Genomic DNA, 16,887 nt, shown 5'->3' on the forward strand with positions numbered 1-16,887 from the left:
TCCCCATGCTCCGTTCCTTGTTTCTGGCGGCTGGACTGGCCGTTGCCGCAGCGGCGGCCAGCGCGCAGCCGATCAACCTGCGCTTTGCCGATAGCACGACGGCGGACGCGCCCCGCTCGCGCGCGCTGGTCGAGATTTTCGCAGCCGAGATTGCGCCCGACTTTACCTTCGAGGGTTATTTCGGCGGCACGCTGTACCGCCAAGGCACCGAGATCGTCGCCGTGCAGCGCCGCAATCTGGAAATGGCGCTGATGCCGCCCTCGGATTTCGCGGAACAAGTGCCCGAATTCGGCATCCTGACCGCCGCCTATCTGGTGCGCGACGCCGATCACATGCGCCGGATTTTCGAAAGCGACGTCGGCGATGAATTCAAGGCGATGGCGCGCGAGCGGATGGGCGTGCATATCCTTGCCCCCGCCTATTACGGCACGCGCAACCTGAACCTGCGCGGCACGCGCGCGGTGAACACGCCCGCCGATCTGGCGGGTCTGCGTCTGCGGATGCCGGGCGGCGAGGCGTGGCAGTTTCTGGGCTCATCGCTGGGCGCGAATCCCACCGCCGTCGCCTATGCCGAAGTTTACACCGCGCTGCAAACCGGCGCGATTGATGGCGAGGATAACCCGCTGTCCAACAACCGCATTATGAAATTCTATGAGGTCACCGACCAGATCGTGCTGACCGGCCATAATGTCGGCTTTGGTCTGCTGATGATCAACGCGGCGCTGTTCGACAGCCTGACGCCCACGCAGCAGCAGAGCCTGCAAGACGCCGCGAACAAGGCCTTTGAATGGAGCAATGCCGAATATATCCGCGAAGAATCCGAGCTTTTGACCTTTTTCGAGGGCGAGGGCATCCGCATTCATACCCCCGATGTTGACGCTTTCCGCGCCTATTCGAACGAGAAATACCTGAACTCGGACTTTTCGCGCAATTGGCCAGCGGGTCTGCTTGACCGGATCAACGCATTGTAACTGCAATGCTTTCAAGCCCCGCCACCGCGGGGTTTGTATTGCGCAAGGCGGTTAACAGCACGATATCCAGGCGCGGCGGCGCGATCAGGGGAATGGTCGCAATATCGGGCCGGGCGGTGCGGCTGACCGATGCGGGCACCAACGCCACCCCAAGGCCCGCCGCGACCAGCTGCACGATACTGTGTTGCAGGCCGGGCTCTAGGCCGATGCGGGGCACAAGGCCTGCTTGCAGGAAATATGCCATAACCGCATCGCGCAATGCCCCCGCGATATGGGCGGGCGCAAGGATGATGTCCTGATCTTGCAGGTCATGGGCGCAGGCATCGGCGCGGTCCGCCAAAGGGTGGTCCTTGGGCACAATCAGTTGCAACACATCCGACAGCAGTGGCAGGCGCGTGAGGCCTGTCACATTCGGGCTGGCAAAGGTCAGGCCCGCATCAATCTCGCCTTGCAGCACATGGCTGGCGATATCGGCGGGGATGATCTCGCGCAGGGTGATCCGCACATCGGGATGGGCGGCGCGGTACTGGCGTACCAGATCGGGCAGGATGCTGTCAGCGGCATGCATCATGAAGCCCAGGCGCAGCTCGCCCTTTTGTCCCGCCGCGATCAACCGCGCGTCGCGGCCCGCCTTGTCCAGATCGGCCAGAATGCGGCGCGCGTCTTGCAGGAAATGCACGCCCGCCGCCGTCAGGCGCACATGGCGCGAATTGCGCGCGACCAATTGCGCCCCAAGGCTGGCCTCGAGCTGCGCGATCTGGCGGCTAAAGGGCGGCTGGGTCATGTTCATACGTGCGGCGGCATGACCAAAGTGCAGCGTCTCGGCCAAGGCGATGAAATAATGCAGGTGGCGGCTGTCCATTGATACCCTGAAAGCATGGATCATGTCTGATCTTTGGATTGGATTGTATCAGTGCCGGGGCGTAGGAGAAGCCTGTCTTTTCCACGAGGCTCGCCATGCTGTCCAATCTGTCTGTCGTCTTGCCAATCTTTGCGCTGATTCTGGCGGGGTTTATGGCGCGCCGCACGGGGGCGTTGGGCCCCAATGCCACGCGCGAGGTGAACCGGCTGGTGGTCTATCTGGCTCTGCCCGCGCTGCTGTTCGATATTATGGCGACGGCGGATCTGGCGGCGGTCTGGCGCCCGGGTTTTATTGCCGCCTTCAGCATTGGCTGTGCGGTGGTGTTCGGCCTGACGCTGATGCTGCGGATGCGGGCGGGTGCGCCGCTGGCGGATGCGGCGATTGATGGGCTGAACGCCAGCTATGCCAATACGGGATTCGTCGGCTTTCCGCTGGCCTTGGCCGTCATCGGCGCAGGCGATGGCCCCGACGCTGGTCGCAACGATTTTGACCGTATCTGTGCTGTTCGCGGTTGCGATCATCTTGATCGAGATCGCCTTGCAAACCGGTGGAAGTCGGCGCGCAATATTTGCCCGGACGGGGCTGTCGCTGGTCAAAAACCCGCTGCTGATCGCGCCGGTTCTGGGCCTTGTGTTCATGTGCGCGGGCTGGACATTGCCGCAGCCCGCCGATGCGTTTTTGAAACTGCTGGGCGGCGCCGCCTCGCCCTGTGCGCTGATCGCGCTGGGCCTGTTTTTGGCGGGCAGTGCGGGGCAAAAGCCACCGCAGGGGGCGGGCGTCGAATGGGGCCTGATCGCCGCCAAGCTGATTGGCCAGCCGCTGGTCACCTGGGGGGCGGCGATGGCCTTGGGCCTTGGCGCGCAAGAGGCGTTTCTGGTCACCCTGCTATCTGCACTGCCGACCGGCACGGGCCCTTTTATGTTGGCGGAATTTTACGGCCGCAATGGATTGCTGACCGGGCGTGTCGTGCTGAAAACAACCCTTCTTTCAATTGTTACAATCGCGGCACTGTTGGCGCTGGGCTAGCGCCGGGCAGGGTAAATCAGCGGATTTTAAGGTGATTTTCAGCTGCCCTATGGGAAGTTTCGTTTCACGAAACTGTCACGAACGCGTCATCTTTCTGTTCTGATCGCCGCTTTAAAGGTCGCGCAGATGCAACCGCATCCCGATCTTTAAAGGAACCGCGATGAAAACGATCAAAGCCCTTCCGCTCGCCCTGCTGGCTAGCACTGCCTTTGTGGCGCCCGCCCTTGCGCAAGAGCAAGCCAAGAACATCATCCTGCTGATCACCGACGGCGCCGGCCCTGAAAGCTGGAGCGCCGGCACCTATTATCGTTTTGGTGCACTGGGTCACGAAGTCTATGACGGCTTTGACCTGAAAGCCTATATGGCGACGCATCCGCTGAACACCTCGTCCGAGCCGACCTTTTCGGACGAAGGCACCGTGACGTTCGACCCGGCTGAACTGTGGACCGACACCGCCGTCGACACCGTTTATGAAGGCGCGCTGGGCAACTACGCTGGCTACTTCTCGGGCTATGACTATGCCCGCGCTGATTATACCGACTCGGCTGCTGCTGCGACCGCTATCGCTTCGGGCCAAAAGTCGTACAACAACTCGATCAACTGGTCGAACAACGGCGAATCGCTGCGTCACATCGGCGAATATGTCGTCGACTCGGGCCGCGCGCTGGGCGTCGTCTCGTCGGTTCAAATGAGCCACGCCACCCCCGCAGGTTTCCTGGCCCATAACGTGTCGCGTAACGACTATGCGGCGATCGGTGCTGAAATCGTTGAATCGGGTCTGGCCACTGTCGTCATGGGCGCCGGTCACCCGCTGTTCGACGCCGCCGGCCAAGCTGTCGCTACCCCGTCGGACAACGCCTACCGCTATGTCGGTGGCCGCGATGTCTGGGACCGTCTGGTTGCTGGCGAGACCGCCTACCAACTGATCGAGACCAAAGACGACTTCGAAGCGCTGGCAAACGGCGATCTGGCCCTGACCGGCGATAAAGTGTTCGGTCTGGTGCAGAACTCGGCCACGCTGCAGTTCAACCGTCCGGGCGTTGGCCTTGGCGACTGGCTGGAAAACTCGCCCGACCTGCCGACCATGACCCGCGCCGCGCTGAACGTGCTGGCCGCTGACGAAGACGGCTTCTTCTTGATGGTCGAAGGCGGCGCTGTTGACTGGGCGGCCCACGCCAACAACCTGCCGCGTCTGATCGAAGAGCAAATCGATTTCAACATGGCTGTCGAAGCTGCGGCTGAATGGGTCGAGGCGAATTCGTCGTGGGAAGAAACGATGATCATCGTCACCACCGACCACGGCAACGGCCTGCTGCAAGGCCCGCTGTCGGACACCGTCGCCTACCAGCCGATCGTGAACCAAGGCCAAGGCGCAATGCCGCTGGTGCGCTGGCACTCGGACACCCACACCCGCGAGCTGGTGCCGGTCTTCGCCCATGGTGCAGGTTCGGAATACTTCCGCAGTATCGCGGCCGAGGAAACTGGTCTGTCGCGCTATACCACTGATGCGGCTTCGCAAATCTGGTTCGACAACACCGATATCTTCCGCGGCGCACTGACCGCCATGGGTATCGACGAAGTCGCGGCCCAGTAACCCGCAGATACCAACCAAAGGGGGCGGCGCGCTGCCCCTTTACGGCGTTTAGCCCTGGGATTGTGATGACGCTTATTTCTCGACGCTTATTTCTCGCGGGGGTTACCGCTTCGGTTGCAGGCCTGCCTGCGCTGGCGCAGATCCGCGAGACATTCCTTACACTCACCCCCGCTGGGGCGGTCGCAGAAGTGACCCGCGCCCAGCGCGAGGGTGAGATTTTAACCGTGACGGCGCGCTTTACCGCGTTCGAGCCTGATTATGCAGGCGAAGTGATTTACGAGAACTTGACCCCGTCCGAGGTCATCCAAGGTGTCTATCTGAAAACCGGCGACCGTGATTTCGGCGTCTGGAGCGAAGGCGGCACGCTGCAACTGCCCGATGCGCTGCATCTGGCCCCCCATTCCGGCGGCCCGAACCCCGAGATTGTCGGGGAATGGACCGCTGTCTTTATTGCGCCGACGCTGGATGTGCGCGAGATTACCCTGCTGCTGCCCGGCATGTTGCCCATTGGGCATTTCATCATCCGCGACCGCTAGGGGCGGATGATGGCGGCGGTGATCAACGCTGAGGGTGAGATCGCCGCCCTTTTCGCGCCCTATCTGGCGCATGATCGCAACCGCCGCCTGCGCGCCGCGCTGCTGATCGGGGCAACTGCGGCCCTGATCGCGGCGCTGATTGCGTGGTTTTTTGGCCTTGTCCCCGCGATGATCTGGGGCGTGGCCATCGCGGCTTTTGCGCTGGTTGTGCTGGCGGCTTGGGTTTGGTTGCGGCGCGATGCGCCAACCGCGTTACATCTGGCCCGTGATTTCGACCGTGCGCTGGGCCGTGCGGCCACCCTTGCGACGGGGCTGGAGCATGAGGCCCGCGCCGGCGCGCAGACATTATTCACCCGCCGCGTCCATGCCGAGGCACTGGCCCTCGCGCCGCGTTTTCCGTTGATTTTCAAATCAGTCGTATCGCCCGCCCTTCATGTGCAGCGCCGGGCTGCGGTTGCCTTGGCCATTGTCGCGCCCGTTGCGCTGTTGATCCTGATCAGCCCGCGCGCGCAGGCTGTCGCGCCGCCACCCTTGGCGAATGCCGCGGCTTTGGCGGCGCGTGTTGCGGATGAGGCCGCGCGGCGCGGCGATGCGGGGCTGCAGTCCCTTGCGCAGCAGATGGATGATCTGGTGCGCCAGATTGCGGCGGGCACAGCGGGGCCAGAGGCGTCGCAGCAGGTGCAAGCCTTGGGCGCTGCGATCAACCGCGCGCTGGGCGGCACGGCGGATGGCGATCCGGGCATTGCGGTCAGTCGCACGCTGGCGCAGCAACGCCTGGCCGATTGGGCCGGGCAAGAGATGACATTTTCCGCCAATGCGCCGCCGCCCGCCACCCGCGCCGCGCCGCGCGTCACAACCGATCTTGCCGCGCGCGGCGGCGCTACAGCGGGCGAGGGTGAGCGCAGCCGACCCAATCGCCTTGATGCGTCGCTAGAGGTGGATGCGTTGGATTTGACCACCGCCGATCAGGCACAGGACAGCCGCAGCGCATCTGCGCCCGGCCAATCCACCTTTATCCCGCCGCAATTGCGTGAGGGCGCGCCGCAGCCCGGTTTGGCGATTGATATGGCTGGGGCAGGGGATGCGCCGCGTCAGGAAAGTATGCAGGCCACAGGCGGCGGGGGTGGAGCCGCACCGCCGGGTGCGCCGCCACCCCCGCCGCCTGCCGCAACCGGGCAATCACTGGCGATTATCTATTCGGGCATCACGCCGCGCGATACGCCGGTGCATTACCTGACCGCCGCCGACCGCGCGGCAGGTGATTATGCCGATGTCACGGTGGGCGGGCTGCCTGCCTATGCGCGCCAGACCCTGCCCCCCGCGCAGCGACAGGGCTTTGATGCCGCCGATGCACGGGCTGCAGCGCGATTTTTCGCGCGCGGACAAGAAGCAATGGGGCCAGAAACACTGGGCCCAGAGAAACTGGGGGCAACAGAATGAGCTTTCTGCATCCCCTAGCGCTGTTGCTGAGTATTCCGGCGATTGCGATTACTCTGCTGCATGGCCGGCGGCAACGGCGGGTGACCGTTTCGGGGCTTGGGTTGTGGCAGGCGTTGGCGGGAACGCAGCAGGCGGTGAGTCCGGCGCGTGTCTGGCCGCGTCCCAGTTGGGCGCTGTTCTGGCAGATCGTGGCGCTGCTGGCACTGGTGCTGGCGCTGGCGCGGCCCTTTTGGGGGCAGGTGGCGGGTGATCAGCATTGGCTCGTGATCGCCGATGACAGCGCCCTGACGGCGCGGGATGATCTGGCGGGCGCGCTGGCGCGTCTGGATCACGCGATCCCGGCGGGGCGGCAGGTTTCCGTCATCACGACAGATAGCGCAGCCTTGCCGCTGATTGTGCAGCAATCCGCGCGGGCCGGTCTGCTGGCGGGCCTTGCGCCCCAGCAGGGCGAGGGCAATCCCGATTGGGCGGGCGCCTTTGCACTGGCGCAGCGGTTGGACCCGGGCCGGATTGTCATCCTCAGCACACACGCCCCTACAGGTGCGCCAGATGGCGCGTCACATATCCCGCTGGCCGCGCATGAAAATAACGCAGCCCCCGCGCCAGAGTTCCGCTTTGCGCCTCCCACCTTTGCTGCCGCAGATCCAATGTGGCACGCGGCTTTTGCCGCCTATGGGGCGGTGCCAGCCGATGCGGCGGATGTCGCGCTGTTGCGGGGGCGCGACGATCCGGCGCGGGGCGGGCTGCGGCTTATCCTGCCCGAGGGTGTCCGCCCGGGCCCGCATCACATCACCTATTGGCAGGACCACCACCCGCTGCTGCGCGGGATCGACTGGCCCGCACTGGTGCTGGATACCGCCGCGCCTTTCACGCCCGCTGCGGATGAGATCACGCTGCTGGCCAATGACCAAGGCGCGCTGATGGCCGCGGGCCCGCGCCACCTGCGGCTAGGGTTTGATCCGGCGCAGTCCAATATGGCCGAGACATTGCCGCTGCTGCTGGCGGGCCGTGTGCTGGATTGGGCCGGGTTGTCGGGGGCGCGCCACTGTCTGATCGGACAGTCCTGTGCCATGGCGCGCGCGCTGATCGGGCAGGTGCTGACCTCTGCGGACGGCCAACAGATGCCAGTCGATGCGCCGTGGGTCATCGCCAAACAGGCGGGGGTCTATGGGTTTGAGGGCCGCGCCGTGTTGCAGATCAGCCCCGCGCCGCTGGTCGCCCCGATCGCGGCAGAGCTGCCGGTGCTGCGCTTTCCTCTTGATTTGACCGCATGGTTTTTAGGCCTGGCAGCGCTGGCGCTGGTGGCCGAGGGCTGGCTTGCCCGCCGCGCGGGCGCGGGGCGCGGGTTGTTGATTTGGCGCGGCGCGGCGCTGGGCGCGGTTGCCTTGTCCGCCGCTTGGCCCGTGTTGCCGCTGCCCCGCATGGCACCCAGCACGGCAGAGCTGACCAGCAGCGATCCGATGGCGCTGCATTTGGCCGCCGCCGCGATGCCCCATGGCGGCGCGCTGCGACTCACCACTCGTGCGCTGCCCGATGATCTGGCGCAGCCCTTGGCGCGTCTGGCGGCAAGCGGCGTCACCGTCGATATCGCCGCGCCCGAGCCGCCGGCGGGGGATGTCGCCCTGACCGCAGCCTATCTGCCCCAGGTGATCTATGCCGGTGATCAGGTGGTTGCGCGCCTTGGCATAACGGCGCAGCGGGCGACGCAGGCGACGCTGACCCTGACAGCGGGCGAACAGCAGATCAGCACAATGGTGGATGTGCAGCTTGGCGCGAACCGGGTCGATCTGCCGCTGGCCATGGCTGACACTGGCGCTGTCGATGTGGTGATTGAGCTGCAGGCGGTTGGTGATCCCGCACCCGATAACAACCGGCTGGTTCTGCCGCGCGACACTCTAGCGGCGCCCCGTATCGCGGTTGTTGCGCAAGATGATGGCCCGCGCGACGCCGTTGCAGGGATGCTGATTGACCAGGGGTTCGATGCGATCCCCCTGACCCCCGGCCGTGTGCCCGTGAACCCGGATATCTGGGATCGCTATGACGCGGCGCTGCTGCTGGACCTGCCCGCGATTGCGCTGGAAATGCGCCAGTCTGAATTGCTGGCGTCCCGGGTGCAGGATCACGGGCTGGGGCTGGTCATCGCGGGCGGCCCGCATAGTTTCGGCCCCGGCGGCTATCTGGAGACTCCGCTGGAAACGCTCTCGCCGCTGTCAGCGCGCCTGCCGCATGAGGGGCCGGGGATCGCGATGGTGTTTGTCCTCGACCGCTCGGGCAGTATGAGCCAGACGGTGGGTGATGTGACGCGCCTTGATGTGGCGAAACAGGCGGTCAGCGCAGCCGCGAACCTGCTGGACCCGCAGACCGGCAGCCTTGGCGTTGTGATGTTCGGATCAGAGGCCGAGGTTGCGCTGCCGCTGGGACCGCTGCCCGATGCGGCGGGGATCGCCGCCGCGCTGGGCCATCTGCAACCGGGGGGCGGCACGAATATCTATCCTGGCCTGCAACTGGCGTTTCAGGCGCTGCGGGCCTCGGACGCCGATGCGCGCCATATCGTGGTGATGACTGACGGGATGAGCGATGAGGCCGATTTCCCCGGATTGCTGGCCGCCATTCGCGCGGAGGGGATTACGGTCTCGTCCGTCGCCATCGGCTCGACATCCGAGACCAGCATTGCCGAGGATATCGCTCTGCTGGGCGGCGGGCGGTTCCACAATACGCGCGATTTCGGGGCGCTGCCCTCGATCCTTGCGCAAGAGGCGCTGATGCTGCGCGGCGCGGTGATCGAGGAGGGGCAGTTCCCCGTCATGGCCGAGGCCGCGGTTCCCTATACGCCCGGCCCGATCAGCGGGTTGGTGCGGACGCGTCTAAAGGATGAGGCGACGCCCTTGCTGTCAGCCGCTTTGCCCGATGGCACCGCCCTGCCGCTGCTGGCGCGATGGCACTATGGACAGGGGCAGGTTGTCGCGCTGGCGACGGCGATGACCGGACGGTGGAGCGCAGATTGGCAGCAACAGGGGCTGACGCCGCTATTGCTAGCGCAGGCGTTGCGCCAAGTGCTGCCCGCGCCGCAGCCCGAGGGTATCCGCCGCGCCGGTGATACGGCGGTCGTCAGCCTGCTTGCGGGTCAGCAGGTCATGCTGGATGGCACGGCGCTGCCCCAGCGCGCGGCGGCGGGCGGTTTGGTCGAGGTCACCGTGCCGCTTGGTCCCGCGCCGCAGGGTCTGATGCTGCACGACGGTGATGGTATGCGCCGCCTTGGCCTGCCCGGGATCATTCCGACCGCCGATATGGCGCAAGATTACAGCGCCGCTTTGGCCGCCGAGATCGCCGCGCGGCCCCCGACGCAGGCGCGCGCCGCGACGGTGGATCTGGTGCTGCGGCCCTGGCTGATCGTCTTGGCGTTGGCGCTGTTTTTGGCCGAGATTTTGCGGCGGTACGGCTATGTCCTGCCGCGCCTGACTTTACACCGAAAGGGGTGACTTATGACCGTATCTTCCATTCCTGCGCTGGATGATCCGGCGGCCTTCGCGCTGGTGCATGGCAAGCTGGTCGCGGCCCGCCAGATGATCAATGAGATCGTGCTGGGCCAAGAGGCGATGGTGACCCATCTGCTGACCGGCCTTTTGGCGGGCGGCCATGTGCTGCTGCAAGGGCCGCCGGGCGTCGGCAAGACGATGGTGGTGCGCACGATCGCGGCGGCCACCGGCCTCGATTTCGCGCGTATCCAGTTCACGCCCGATCTGATGCCTGCCGATATCACCGGCTCGACAGTGCTGGCGGTGGATGCAGATGGGCGCAATACGCTGGAATTCCAGCCCGGCCCGATCTTTACCCAACTGCTGCTGGCGGATGAGATCAACCGCGCCACCCCCCGCACGCAATCGGCCCTGCTGGAAGCGATGCAGGAATTCACCGTCTCGGCAGGCGGCAAGACGATGCGGCTGGATCGGCCGTTCTTTGTGCTGGCGACGCAAAACCCCGTCGAGATGGACGGTACCTTTGTTCTGCCCGAGGCGCAGATCGACCGCTTTCTTTTCCGTTTGGATGTGGACTACCCCGATGCCAAAACCCTGACGCGCATCCTTGGGGGCCGCGCCGAGGTTGCTGTTGCGCGGGCCAGTTCTGTCATGAGCGCCGCTGATATCGTGCAATTGCAGGATCTGGCTGCCGCAATGCCGGTCGCCAGCCACCTGCTGGCCGCAATCGCGGAATTTGCCGTGGCGACCCAGCCGAGCGCCAGTCGCGATGATCGGGTGAAACGCTATCTCCGCATGGGCCTCAGCCCGCGCGGGGCACAGGCGTTTTTGGCCGCCGCGCGCGCACATGCGCTGCTCGAGGGGCACAGCCATGTCAGCTTTGACGATCTGCGCGCCGTGCTGGGCGCCATCACCCGCCACCGGGTGCAGTTGAATTTCGAAGGGCAGGCAGCCGGCCTGTCGGTCGAGGCATTGGCGCGAGAGCTGTTCGACCGGATTGCAAGGGCTTGATGCGATGCAGCCGATCGCGCCCGCGACACTAGAACGCCTGCGCCATCTGCGCTTTGCGCCCCTTTATGCAAAACCGGGCGCAGGCGTGGGCGAGCGGCGATCCGATCAGCGCGGCGCGGGGCTGGAATTCATCGATCACCGTCCCTATCGGCCCGGCGATGATATCCGCGATCTGGATCACCGCCTGATGGCGCGCCTTGGACAGCCCTATCTGCGCAGCTATGCGGCGGATCGGCAGTTGCCGGTGTCGGTGGTGGTGGATGGCAGCGCCTCGATGGGGGCGGCGCGTAGGGATGTGGCGCTGCAACTGGCGGCGATGCTAGGGTTTGTCGCACTGGCCGGGGGCGAGGGATTGCGGGTCTGGCGCGGCGGGGTGCCTTCGCCGCTGCTGTCGGGCGTGCAACGCGCGCCGCTGCTGCTTGATTGGCTGGCGCGGGCGGGCGCGGCGGCGCGTTTCACCGATCACCTTAACACGCTTGCCCGCGATCTGCCGCGCGGCGGCCTCGTGCTGCTGATCAGCGACTGGCAGGATGCGGCGGCGCTGGATCACCTGGATATGCTGCGCCGCGCCGGGCATGAGCCTGTGGTGATCCGCCTGACCACTGCGGTCGAGGTCGACCCCACCCGCCTTGGCTCCGGGGTTCTGGTGCTGGCGGATGCCGAAACCGGGCAGGAGCTGACCATCGCCCTGACACCCGAGATGCTGGCGCAATATCAGGCCCTGTGGGACGCCCGCACGCAGCGGCTGGCCAAAGGCTGGTTCTTTGATCTGCCCGAGGGGACAGATCCGGGCGATGTCATCGCGCAGATGCGCATCAAAGGTTTGCTGGCGTAAACACGGGAATGTGAGTTTCCCTAGCGTCCTGCACCTCTACCATTGCAAAAATGCAATAATGGAGGACGACGATGACGCTGACACGCCGACAAGCCCTTCTTGCGGGGGCCGCCCTGCCAGCCGCCGCCGCGCTGCCCGCCTTGATCCCCGCCGCCGCCCATGCGCAGGCCGCCGCCGGTGGCCCCGCCCGCGATCACGCGCTGGGCAATTTCCGCGTGACGTCCTTGCTGACAGGGGCAATGCCGATGGATAACCCGCGCGAGATTTACGCCACCGACGCCAGCGAAGAAGACTTTGCGGCTGTCGCCGAGGCAGGCTTTGTGCCTGTCGACCGCTCGGTCAATTCATTCACGCCGATCGTGGTGAACACCGGCGCAGAGGTCGTTCTGTTCGATACCGGTCTATCGCCCGAAGGTATTGTATCGGCCCTTCAGGGCGCGGGTTATACACCGGACGATGTAACGCATATCGTATTGTCGCATATGCATCCTGATCACATTGGCGGCGTAATGGGGGCCGATGGCGCGCCTGTGTTTGGCAATGCGCGCTATTTTACAGGGCAGCAGGAATTTGACTTTTGGGCGACGCAGGCGAACGAACGGTTCGATCTGAATGTGCGACCGTTGGCCGAGCGTTTCACCTTTTTGGACGATGGTGACACCGTGGTCGGTGGTATCACGGCTACCGCAGCTTTTGGTCACACTCCGGGCCATATGGCGTTTCATCTGGAAAACGAAGGGCGGCGATTGCTGTTCATTGCAGATGCTGCGACGCATTACGTCTTTTCGCTGGCAAACCCCGAATGGGAGGTTGTGTTCGATGCCGACAAAGCCGCTGCCGCTGCGACTCGACGGAGGCTGCTGGATTTGGCGGCAACGGATCGGATAGCGATTGCGGGCTATCACATGCCGTTCCCCGGAATTGGCTTTATCGAAACGCGCGGCACTGGCTTTGGCTATGTGCCGGCCAGCTACCAGTTCGGCTAAACGTTAAGGCGGGCAGGTTATCCTGCCCGCTTGCCTTTGCGGCGTGATTTGCTTATGAAGTGTAATATTATAACATTACACCAGAGAGCGCCATGCCAGCGAGATCGCCAAACACAGACACGCGTCTGCCCGTGACCGTCCTTTCGGGGTTTCTGGGGGCGGGCAAGACCACGCTGCTGAACCATATTCTAAACAATAGGGACGGCCGCCGCGTCGCCGTCATCGTCAATGACATGTCCGAGGTGAATATCGACGCCGATCTGGTGCGCGGTGGCACCGAGCTGTCGCGGTCCGAGGAAAAGCTGGTCGAAATGACCAACGGCTGCATCTGCTGCACCTTGCGCGACGATCTGCTGGTCGAGGTGCGCCGCCTCGCCGCCGAGGGGCGGTTCGATTACCTGCTGATCGAATCCACCGGCATTGCCGAGCCGCTGCCCGTCGCCGCAACCTTTGATTTTCGCGATGCGCTGGGCGAAAGCCTGTCGGATGTTGCGCGTCTTGATACGATGGTGACGGTGGTTGATGCCGTAAACCTGACACGCGATTTTTCCAGCCATGATTTCATCGCCGACCGTGGCGAGTCCTTGGGCGAGGGCGACGAACGCACGCTGGTTGATCTGCTGACCGATCAGATGGAATTCGCCGATGTCGTCGTGCTGAACAAGGCGACCGCGGCTGGCCCCCAGCGTCTGGATCAGGCGCGCAAGATCGTCCGCGCCTTGAACCCCGATGCGAGGGTGATCGAGACGGATTACAGCCGCGTCGACGGCGATGCGATCTTTGACACCGGCCTGTTCAACTTTGATCAGGCGCATATGCATCCGATGTGGGCAAAGGAGCTTTACGGCTTTGCCGACCACGTGCCCGAGACCGAGGAATACGGCATTTCATCCTTTGTCTATCGCGCGCGGCGGCCGTTTCATCCGCAGAAAATCCATGCGGTGCTGAATGGGGATCTGCCGGGCGTCATTCGCGCCAAGGGGCATTTCTGGATCGCCTCGCGGCCCGATTGGGCGGTGGAATTTTCGCTTGCCGGGGCGATGTCGACCGTGGTGCCGCTGGGCAGTTGGTGGGCCGCAGTGCCGCAAGAGCGCTGGCCGACGCATCCCGACAGTTTGGCCGAGATGCGCGCCCGCTGGGATGATGTCTGGGGCGACCGCCGGCAAGAGCTGGTCTTCATCGGCGCGGATATGGACAAGGCGGCGCTGGTGGCACTGCTGGATGCCGCATTGGTTGATACGGACGGCTTTCAGCCCAAGGTCTGGGCCAAACTGCCCGATCCCTTTCCGCAGTGGCGCCGTTGATGCCTGCGCGCCGCAATATCGCGACATCCCTGCGCCGGCGGGCTGATCCGCGTCCGATGGATCAGTTCGACCGCCTGCCGCCCGATGTCCGCGCCTGGCTTGCGCGCGCGGCGCTGCCGTGGAGCCCGCGTTCCGTGCAAAAGCTGTGGCGGCGCGCGCTGCGCGAATGCGGAGGCGATCCCGCGCGGGCGCTGGCCCGTATGGACCTGGCCGAGGCGCGGATGTTGGCCAAGGATTGCCCCAAGATCTGGGGCAGGGCGCATCCGTTGATCAGCGCTTGTTAACCGTGCGCAGCGCACGTTTGCAGATGCGCGCGGTTTCGGGGGCGGGGCTTTCCGCCAGCCAGTCTGCGCAAAGCGCGCGCACCCAATCGGGGCGGTCCTTGCTGGCATCATTCAACCAGTTTGCCACCGAATCCTGCACATAGGCCGCGGGATCGGCGCGCAGGGGCTGCAGCAGGGACAGGGCAGAGCCGGGGTCTTGGCGCAGGCTGGTGATATGCGCGCACCAGACGCCGCGCGGTCGGGTGGCCTCGCTTGCGAAACGGCGGATTCGTGCGGACGGGTCATCCGTCCAGCCGGTCAGATAGCTGATCGCCGCCGCAGGATCAGCTGCGATATGGGGGCGAACGGCCATCCACGCCCATTCGCGCACGCCAAAATGGGGATCATCGGCCAGCGGGCGGATCATCTCGAGCCGCGCGGGCAGGGCAAGACTGTCGGCGCCGCCGATCAGATAGCAGGCCCAGCCGCGCACGGTGTCCGATGTATGATCCATCAGTGCAGGCAGCGCGGCGAGGCCTTGGTGGTCTGCAATCAACTGCGCGGCTTTGGCCATGCGGCGGGTAATACCCTCGCCCGCCGCCGCGTGCATCTGCGCACAGGCGGCACTTGGCAGGGCGGGCACGGCGGCTTGCAGCAGGGCGGCGAAATCAATCGCCAGCCCTTCGGTCAATGTAGCGCTGGGGATTGCGCCTGCGTTCAGCGCCGCAACATAGGCGGGATCGAGGTCGGTGATGCGACGCATAGCGGGGCCTGTGATCGTTGTTTGTTCGCAACATTGTGGCGCAGGCCTCGCCAAAGTTCCAGATCAGAAATGCTGCTCGAGCTGATCCAGCGTGTCGTTCATCGCGGCAAACGTCGTAGGATAGACGTGAAAACGCGGCATCGAGATGAAATGACCCGCGCGCCCGTCGGCCATGATCGCACCATGGGCAAAGCCAAGATCGTCCAGCACCTGCGTCTGTGCGCCATTCGCCTGGAAAATACGGATCGAGCCATCCTCGGGGGGTGATGGCGACATAGGCCGGGGTGCCGCCCTCGGGCATCAGATGGGGGCAGGCGGCCAATGCTGATTGGGCGACCCTCGTGCATGATGGCCACGCGGTCCGAGTTACGCGAGGCTTGGGTGAAATCATGCCGCACCTGCGCTGGCCAAAACCAAACGAGACATTGTCAAAGCTTACGGCCGCAGATGCCAGCATCACGCCGTCTCGCATTGTCGATATAATGTCGCATTCGCTACCATGGTGTAATCCTGATAACAATGGTAGGAATTGACGCGGCGCCTTTTCGCGCGCCCTGCGGCAGTATCGCGCGGAAAGGGTGCATTGATGTGGCGAGAGCGGTTGAAAGATTTTGCACGGCGCCTCAAGCGCGATCTGGTGGCGCTATGGATCGCGGCGCGGGATCGGCGCACGCCGCTGGCTGCGCGGGGGCTGGCAATCGTCGTGGTCGCCTATGCGCTGTCGCCGGTGGATCTGATCCCGGATTTCATCCCGGTGCTTGGGTATCTTGATGATATTATTCTGGTGCCGTTGGGACTGGCGCTGTGCATCCGGTTCATTCCTGCGGTGCTGATGCAGGATTTTCGCGCGTTGGCCGCCGCGCGTGGCCGCGTGCCCGCTAGCCGCGCGGGCCTGATCGCAGTGCTGCTGATCTGGGCGCTGCTGGCGGCTTGGCTGGTGTCTTTGCTGTTTTAGCCCAGCCGATCAATGCTGGCGCGCAACTGCTCGAGCCGATTCAGGCCCTGGTGGGTTTGATCGGGGTCGCGGATCGACAGGCCGATGATCAATGCCTCGAGACAGGCAAAGGTCGCGCCGTTTTGCGCCGTACCCTGCGCGCCGCCGCGTGGAAGGACGAGTGTTTCCATTGCCTTGGCGGATAGCTGGTGTTCGGTGCGATTGGTGATCAGCATGATCGGCAGCGCCTGCATCAGCGCCTCCTCCATGGTTGCCAGCGCCTCGGCATAAGGTTGGCTATAGCTGATCATCAGCAGCGCATCGCCCGCGCGCAGGCCCAGCAGTTGATCCGCCAGATCGCGCCCTGTCCGGTTCAACAACAGGGTTTCGCGGCCATTGCGGGCCAGTTGATGGGCGGCATATCCGGTCAAAAACGCCGTCGGCCCGATGCCGAACAGTACGATACGTTGCGCCTGATCCAGCAGCGAGATCATCCGGTCAAGCTGCGCCAGGTTTTCCTCACCGCGCAGGTTTGTCAGCACATCGCCAGTCATCTGCAGGCTGCGCAAGGCGGCGCGGCGCTGGTCGGCATGGCTGGCCGAGACGGTGCGCCGGAAATTCTCGACCGGGGTGCCAGCCGACATTTCCCGCGTCAGCAGCCGTTTCAGATCGGACAGGCCGTCATACCCCAGCGCCTTTGCGGTGCGGATAATGGTTGCGTCCGATGTCTCCAACGCGGCTGCCAGCTCGGCCGCAGACATGGCCAATACCTCCGGGCGGTTGCGATCCATATATTGCGCGACGCGCCGCATGGTCGGGGGAAGCCCGCCGATCTGGTTGCGAATCCGCTGCGAGAGGTCACTGTCCTGCATTGCCAACCTGTGTT

The 16,887-nt window shown here is 64.6% G+C and carries 16 protein-coding genes and 1 pseudogene; 13 read left to right on the forward strand and 4 right to left on the reverse strand.

The window, feature by feature from the left end:
* The first annotated feature begins 5 nt into the window (after window positions 1-5).
* A complete protein-coding gene (gene dctP / locus KVU_RS12565; protein WP_014538086.1) occupies window positions 6-971 on the forward strand; it encodes a TRAP transporter substrate-binding protein DctP in 966 nt (321 codons plus the stop codon).
* On the opposite strand, the gene KVU_RS12570 is transcribed toward dctP, so the two are convergent.
* Complete coding sequence (locus KVU_RS12570) at window positions 958-1,833, reverse strand: LysR family transcriptional regulator (RefSeq protein WP_013382879.1); 876 nt, start codon at window positions 1,831-1,833, stop codon at window positions 958-960. The genes dctP and KVU_RS12570 overlap by 14 nt on opposite strands.
* A gap of 152 nt (window positions 1,834-1,985) precedes the next feature.
* Between KVU_RS12570 and KVU_RS16405 the strand changes: the two are divergent.
* The 11 genes and pseudogenes from KVU_RS16405 to KVU_RS12620 all read left to right on the forward strand — a co-directional run.
* Window positions 1,986-2,228, forward strand: a pseudogene (locus KVU_RS16405) (AEC family transporter); the annotation flags it as partial.
* Window positions 2,229-2,292: 64 nt separating this feature from the next.
* Complete coding sequence (locus KVU_RS16275) at window positions 2,293-2,859, forward strand: AEC family transporter (protein ID WP_236953115.1); 567 nt, start codon at window positions 2,293-2,295, stop codon at window positions 2,857-2,859.
* Between the two features lie 160 nt (window positions 2,860-3,019).
* Window positions 3,020-4,453: an alkaline phosphatase gene (locus KVU_RS12580; RefSeq protein WP_013382881.1), complete on the forward strand. Its 1,434-nt coding sequence runs from the start codon at window positions 3,020-3,022 to the stop codon at window positions 4,451-4,453.
* Window positions 4,454-4,518: 65 nt separating this feature from the next.
* Window positions 4,519-4,989 (forward strand): hypothetical protein, encoded by a 471-nt coding sequence (locus tag KVU_RS12585; RefSeq protein WP_013382882.1) that lies wholly within the window; start codon window positions 4,519-4,521, stop codon window positions 4,987-4,989.
* A 9-nt stretch (window positions 4,990-4,998) separates the two neighbouring features.
* The gene (locus KVU_RS12590) at window positions 4,999-6,429 is read left to right on the forward strand and encodes a hypothetical protein (protein ID WP_014538088.1); all 1,431 of its coding nucleotides are present in this window, start codon (window positions 4,999-5,001) and stop codon (window positions 6,427-6,429) included.
* The gene (locus KVU_RS12595) at window positions 6,426-9,908 is read left to right on the forward strand and encodes a vWA domain-containing protein (RefSeq protein WP_013382885.1); all 3,483 of its coding nucleotides are present in this window, start codon (window positions 6,426-6,428) and stop codon (window positions 9,906-9,908) included. The genes KVU_RS12590 and KVU_RS12595 overlap by 4 nt, the downstream gene beginning before the upstream one ends.
* A 3-nt stretch (window positions 9,909-9,911) precedes the next feature.
* Window positions 9,912-10,916, forward strand: coding sequence for an AAA family ATPase (locus KVU_RS12600; RefSeq protein WP_013382886.1), 1,005 nt, complete (start codon window positions 9,912-9,914; stop codon window positions 10,914-10,916).
* Window positions 10,917-10,920: 4 nt separating this feature from the next.
* On the forward strand, window positions 10,921-11,751 hold the full coding sequence (locus KVU_RS12605) for a DUF58 domain-containing protein (RefSeq protein WP_013382887.1): 831 nt from the start codon (window positions 10,921-10,923) through the stop codon (window positions 11,749-11,751).
* Between the two features lie 71 nt (window positions 11,752-11,822).
* A complete protein-coding gene (locus KVU_RS12610; RefSeq protein ID WP_014538089.1) occupies window positions 11,823-12,737 on the forward strand; it encodes an MBL fold metallo-hydrolase in 915 nt (304 codons plus the stop codon).
* A 92-nt stretch (window positions 12,738-12,829) separates the two neighbouring features.
* Complete coding sequence (locus tag KVU_RS12615) at window positions 12,830-14,041, forward strand: GTP-binding protein (protein ID WP_014538090.1); 1,212 nt, start codon at window positions 12,830-12,832, stop codon at window positions 14,039-14,041.
* The gene (locus KVU_RS12620; protein ID WP_013382891.1) at window positions 14,041-14,325 is read left to right on the forward strand and encodes a DUF6525 family protein; all 285 of its coding nucleotides are present in this window, start codon (window positions 14,041-14,043) and stop codon (window positions 14,323-14,325) included. Before KVU_RS12615 ends, KVU_RS12620 begins: the two co-directional genes overlap by 1 nt.
* On the opposite strand, the gene KVU_RS12625 is transcribed toward KVU_RS12620, so the two are convergent.
* Together KVU_RS12625 and KVU_RS12630 are read right to left on the reverse strand one after the other, a co-directional pair.
* The gene (locus KVU_RS12625; protein ID WP_014538091.1) at window positions 14,312-15,067 is read right to left on the reverse strand and encodes a HEAT repeat domain-containing protein; all 756 of its coding nucleotides are present in this window, start codon (window positions 15,065-15,067) and stop codon (window positions 14,312-14,314) included. The genes KVU_RS12620 and KVU_RS12625 overlap by 14 nt on opposite strands.
* Before the next feature lie 63 nt (window positions 15,068-15,130).
* Window positions 15,131-15,343, reverse strand: a complete 213-nt coding sequence (locus tag KVU_RS12630) for a hypothetical protein (protein WP_013382893.1) — start codon at window positions 15,341-15,343, stop codon at window positions 15,131-15,133.
* Window positions 15,344-15,653: 310 nt separating this feature from the next.
* Here KVU_RS12630 and KVU_RS12635 point away from each other — a divergent pair, with 310 nt between their 5' ends.
* Window positions 15,654-16,022 carry a YkvA family protein gene (locus tag KVU_RS12635; RefSeq protein WP_013382894.1) on the forward strand — a complete coding sequence of 123 codons (369 nt, stop codon included), beginning with the start codon at window positions 15,654-15,656 and terminating at the stop codon, window positions 16,020-16,022.
* Here the strand turns inward: KVU_RS12635 and KVU_RS12640 are convergent.
* Entirely contained in the window at window positions 16,019-16,873 is an 855-nt protein-coding gene (locus KVU_RS12640; protein ID WP_013382895.1) for a MurR/RpiR family transcriptional regulator, read from the reverse strand. The genes KVU_RS12635 and KVU_RS12640 overlap by 4 nt on opposite strands.
* Window positions 16,874-16,887: the final 14 nt, after the last annotated feature.

The organism is Ketogulonicigenium vulgare WSH-001, assembly GCF_000223375.1.
In the GTDB taxonomy this organism is placed as follows: domain Bacteria; phylum Pseudomonadota; class Alphaproteobacteria; order Rhodobacterales; family Rhodobacteraceae; genus Ketogulonicigenium; species Ketogulonicigenium vulgare.